3 protein-coding genes and 1 pseudogene are annotated in these 5,102 nt (G+C 72.7%); all 4 read right to left on the bottom strand.

Features of this window, described 5'->3' with window-relative positions:
* Positions 1-121 precede the first annotated feature (121 nt).
* Positions 122-1,609, bottom strand: a complete 1,488-nt coding sequence (ahcY, locus tag JNW89_RS27085; RefSeq protein ID WP_238451175.1) for an adenosylhomocysteinase — start codon at positions 1,607-1,609, stop codon at positions 122-124.
* A 302-nt stretch (positions 1,610-1,911) separates the two neighbouring features.
* Positions 1,912-3,075 carry a mannose-6-phosphate isomerase, class I gene (gene manA, locus JNW89_RS27080; RefSeq protein WP_238451173.1) on the bottom strand — a complete coding sequence of 388 codons (1,164 nt, stop codon included), beginning with the start codon at positions 3,073-3,075 and terminating at the stop codon, positions 1,912-1,914.
* Positions 3,076-3,077: 2 nt separating this feature from the next.
* Positions 3,078-4,085, bottom strand: coding sequence for a cation diffusion facilitator family transporter (locus JNW89_RS27075; RefSeq protein WP_238451171.1), 1,008 nt, complete (start codon positions 4,083-4,085; stop codon positions 3,078-3,080).
* Positions 4,086-4,158: 73 nt separating this feature from the next.
* A pseudogene (locus tag JNW89_RS27070) lies at positions 4,159-5,005 on the bottom strand (SIS domain-containing protein); the annotation flags it as partial.
* Positions 5,006-5,102: the final 97 nt, after the last annotated feature.

Below are 5,102 nucleotides of genomic sequence, written 5' to 3'. Positions count from 1 at the left end.
GGAGGGTGGACGGGGGCGGCGGGAGGCCGGCGCGGAGGCGCCGGGGGACGCGACCGTGGGCGTACGCGAAAAGGACCGGGCCGGCCGCGCGGCGGCGACCCGGTCCTCGTCGAGGCGGAACTCAGTAGCGGTAGTGCTCCGGCTTGAACGGGCCCTCGATGGCGACACCGAGGTAGGAGGCCTGCTCCTTGGTGAGCTGGGTCAGCTTGGCGCCCAGCGCGTCCAGGTGCAGCCGGGCGACCTTCTCGTCCAGGTGCTTCGGCAGCACGTACACGCCGACCGGGTACTCGTCGGTCTTGGTGAACAACTCGATCTGGGCGATCGTCTGGTTGGCGAACGAGTTCGACATCACGAAGCTCGGGTGGCCGGTGGCGTTGCCCAGGTTCAGCAGGCGGCCCTCGGAGAGCACGATGATGGCGTGGCCGTCGTCGAACTTCCAGAGGTCGACCTGCGGCTTGATGTTCTCCCGGGTGACGTCCGAGCGCTTGGCCAGGCCGGCCATGTCGATCTCGTTGTCGAAGTGGCCGATGTTGCCCACGATGGCCTGGTGCTTCATCCGGGCCATGTGCTCGTTGGTGATGACGTCGAAGCAGCCGGTCGCGGTGATGAAGATGTCGGCCTGCTCGACCACGTCGTCCAGGGTGGCGACCTGGTAGCCGTCCATCGCCGCCTGGAGCGCGCAGATCGGGTCGACCTCGGTCACCACGACCCGGGCGCCCTGGCCGCGCAGCGACTCGGCGCAGCCCTTGCCCACGTCGCCGTAGCCCATGACGACCGCCATCTTGCCGCCGATGAGCACGTCGGTGGCCCGGTTGATGCCGTCGATGAGCGAGTGGCGGCAGCCGTACTTGTTGTCGAACTTGCTCTTGGTCACCGAGTCGTTGACGTTGATGGCCGGGAAGAGCAGGGTGCCGGCGCGGTGCATCTCGTAGAGCCGGTGCACGCCGGTGGTGGTCTCCTCGGTCACGCCCTTGATGGCGGCGGCGATCCGGGTCCAGCGCTGGCCGTCCTCGGCGAGCGAGCGGTGCAGCAGCCCGAGGATGACCGCGTACTCCTCGGAGTCGGCGGACTCGATCGGCGGGACGACCCCGGCCTTCTCGAACTCGACGCCCTTGTGCACGAGCAGGGTGGCGTCACCACCGTCGTCGAGGATCATGTTGGGGCCGGCGCCGTCGGGCCAGGCGAGCACCTGCTCGGTGCACCACCAGTACTCCTCCAGGCTCTCGCCCTTCCAGGCGTAGACCGGTACGCCGGCCGGGGCCTCGGGGGTGCCGTTCGGGCCGACGACGATCGCGGCGGCGGCGTGGTCCTGGGTGGAGAAGATGTTGCAGGACGCCCAGCGGACCTGCGCGCCGAGCGCGACCAGGGTCTCGATCAGGACGGCCGTCTGGATGGTCATGTGCAGCGAGCCGGTGATCCGGGCGCCGGCGAGCGGCTGGGCGTCGGCGAACTCGCGGCGGATCGCCATCAGGCCGGGCATCTCGTGCTCGGCGAGCCGGATCTCCTTGCGCCCGAACTCGGCGAGCGACAGATCCGCCACCTTGTAGTCGCCCTCGGCGAGGGTGCTCGGCCGGGCGCCGCTGGTGGACGCCGGGAGGGTGCTGGTCATGGAAGCTCCTGTCGAACGGTGTGCTGCGCGACCTTCCACCTTACGCGCATGGTCCAGTCCCGCACGGGCGGCCGCCGGAGACAGCGCACGGGGCGGTCGGTGGTGGACAGACTTTCCGTCCACGAGCCGGCCGCCCCGTGCATCCCCCCGGTTTGGTTCCCCGCGCGCTACCGGACCTTCGTCGCGACAACGCTGCGTACCCATAGAGTCACACTGCGCCAGAGGCGAGTCAAGCTATTTCAGAAAAGTCGGACTCGTGTCGTGGGTGCGAGGGCCGGGAGTCGGCTCAACAGGAGCGGCCGTCAGCGGAGGCCGGCGGTGGCGACGAACGCCTCACCCGCGCCGCTGAAGACCAGCGGGCCCGCGGCGGCCGGCCCGACGGCGGCCTGGCCGGGGGCGAGGGTGACCGGAGCGGTCCCGTCGTCCACCGAAACCCGGCCGGCCCGGCAGAGCACCACCCGGGGCCCGGGCAGCGGCAGCCGCACCTCGGGCGTGGCCGCGTCCACCGTCACCCGGTGCAGGGCGAAGTCCTCGACCGGCACCGGCCAGCAGACCACGCCCGGCGCCACCGGCCGCGCCATCACCACCGGCTCGGTCAGCACCTCGAAGCGGAGCACCCGCAGCAGCTCGTCGACGTCGACGTGCTTCGGCGTGAGCCCGCCGCGCAGCACGTTGTCGCTGGCCGCCATGATCTCCACCCCGGTGCCGCGCAGGTAGGCGTGCAGGTTGCCGGCCGGCATCCAGATCGCCTCCCCCGGCGCCAGCCGCACGTGGTTGAGCAGCAACGCCACCAGCACCCCCGGGTCGCCCGGGTAGTCGGCCGCCAACGACCGGGCCAGCTCGGCGTCCGGGCCGGCGACGCGCGCCGCCACCACCGCGTCGACCAGCCCGGCGCGCTGCGCCGCCGGCCAGGTCAACAGCAGGCGCACAGCGTCCCGCAGGCCCGTCGGTCCGGTGCGCAGCGCGGCCACCACCGGCTCCAGCGCGGGTACGCCGAACGCGGCGAGCACGTCCGCCGAGTCCGCCGGGTCGCGGAACCCGCAGAGCGCCTCCATCGGCGCGAGCGCGACCAGCAGCTCCGGCTTGTGGTACGGGTCGACGTAGTTGCGGCGCCCCTGCACGCGCGCGCCGTCGGCGATGTACCCGGCCTGGGCCTGCTCCGGATCGGGGTGGGCCTGGAGACTCAGCGGGGCGTCGGCGGCGAGCACCTTCAGCAGGAACGGCAGCCGGGCGCCGAACCGGTCGACCACCTGCTCGCCCAGCCAGTGGCCCGGCTCGGCGGCGACCAGGTCGACCAGGCTCGCCCGCTCGCCGCCGCGGTCGACCGTGGCCGGGGCGCCCGGGTGGGCGCCCAGCCACAGCTCCGCCTCCGGCCCGTCGCTGGGCACCGGGCGCCCCTGCAACTCGGCGATGGCCGAGCGGGACCCCCAGGCGTAGTCGCGGATCGGGCCGTGCAGCAGCTCCATGCTCAGCCTCCGGCCCGCCCGGACACCTCGCCCGACTCGGCCTCCGGGCCGGGTACGGCGGTGTGCGAGGCCGCACCGGTGCCGGCGCGGTCGGCGGCGGCGCTGTAGACGTCCGGCTCCAGGTAGATCACCCGGGCGATCGGCACGGCCGCGCGGATCCGCGCCTCGACGGCGTTGATGCCGCGGGCCAGCTCCTCCGCGGTGTCGCAGGCCGAGACGCCGATCTTCGCGGCGACCAGCAGCTCCTCGGGGCCGAGGTAGAGCGTCTTCATGTGGATGATCCGCTCGACCTCGGGGCCGCCGGTGACCGCCTGCTCGATCTTCGCCAGATCCGGCGCCTCGGCGCCCTCACCGAGCAGCAGGCTCTTGGTCTCGATGGCGAGGATGATCGCGATCGTCACCAGCAGCACGCCGATCATCGCGGTGCCGGCCGCGTCCCACTCGCCGTTGCCGGTGATCAGGGTCATGCCGACGCCGAAGAGCGCGAAGACCAGACCGACCAACGCGCCGAGGTCCTCCAGCAGCACCACCGGCAGCTCGGGGGCCTTGGCCCGGCGGACGAACTTCACCCAGGACTGGTTGCCCCGGATGTGGTTGGACTCCTTGATGGCGGTCCGGAAGGAGAACGACTCCATGATGATCGCGATCACCAGCACGGCGACCGGCACCCACTGGTACTCGTGGATGCCCTCCTTGTCGTGCCACTTGTGGTACGCCTCGTAGAGCGCGAAGAGACCACCGACGCTGAACAGCACGATCGAGACGATGAACGCGTAGACGTAGCGCTCCCGGCCGTACCCGAAGGGGTGCTGCGGGGTGGCCTCGCGCTTGGCCCGCTTGCCGCCGAGCAGCAGCAGGCCCTGGTTGCCGGAGTCGGCGACGGAGTGGATCGACTCCGCCAGCATCGACGAGGAACCCGTCAGGATGAACGCGATGAACTTCGTGACGGCGATGCCCACGTTGGCCAGCAGGGCGGCGACGATCGCCTTGGTCCCGCCGTTCGCGCTCACGCTCCCGCTCCGTTCCGCCGCGCGACATCGGTCGCCACGCCGCTGAGCAGGACGGTTCGCCCCTTGCGTTCGCTCACTGGTTCGACAGCTCCTTCATCTCCGTGATCGCCGGGACCGCCATCGGGTCCAGGCCGTGGGCCAGGGCCAGGTAGACCGAGGCGAAGTCGGGTACGGCCACGAGCGAGGCGAGCCGCTCCAGCGCGGAGCCGCCCTCGGCCGTCACCACGTCGCAGCGCACCCCGCGCCGCTCGGCGAGGGTCTGCACGGCCTCGGCGCGGCGCTCCTCCACGGCGAGCGGCTCGTCGGTGTCGTCCTCGGCGTTGAGCCCGCCGTCGCGCAGCAGCACCAGCCGCAGCCGGGTCGGGTCGCCCTCGGTCTCGTCCCGGTCGGCGAAGATGTCCCGCGCCGACTCGACCAGGCCGCCGAAGACGCCGTCGAGCAGGCCGACGCGCCCCCGGCCGGCCTCGCCGAGCGCCCCGGTGACCACCGGGTAGCGGGCGTTGGCCGACAGCGTGTCGCCGAAGCGCCGGGCCGCGACGGTGGCCAGCGGGGACGCCCCCCAGACGATCGGGATCGACCCGGCCAGCCCGAGGGCCAGCGACTTCGCCGGGTTGACGAAGGACTCGGCGGTGGGACGGCACCGATCGGCGTCGGCGTCCAGCCGGGCCGCGGTCTCCGCCAGATCCGCCTCGTTGACCTTCACCAGGCCGAGCGTACGGGCGGCGAGCAGGACCGGCACGGTGAGCGCCCAGAGACTGGCCCGGGCGGGGGCGCGCCGGGGCACCGGGGATGAACGGGGCACGGGCCCGCTCGGCGACCGACTGGAGCTGCGAGTCGGGCGCCCCGACGGCGACCAGCCGGGCACCCCGGCGGTGCGCGGCCTCGGCGGCGCCGAGCGCCTCGGGGCTGCGACCGGAGGCTCGTCTTCCGGCACACCGCCTTCAGCTACGAGGAGGTGGGCATCGAGGTTCCGGGCGGCAGCGTCCGGCCGGGTGAGGACCCGGCGGACGCGGCGCT

This window comes from Micromonospora sp. 4G55 (assembly GCF_016803375.1).
The sequence above is the reverse complement of the archived record's forward strand: the minus strand, read 5'-3'. Positions and strand labels throughout refer to the sequence as shown.

Coding starts and splice junctions, on each gene's coding strand:
- ahcY (WP_238451175.1), bottom strand. CDS start 1,609: ATGACCAGCACCCTCCCGGCGTCCACCAGCGGCGCCCGGCCGAGCACC.
- manA (WP_238451173.1), bottom strand. CDS start 3,075: ATGGAGCTGCTGCACGGCCCGATCCGCGACTACGCCTGGGGGTCCCGC.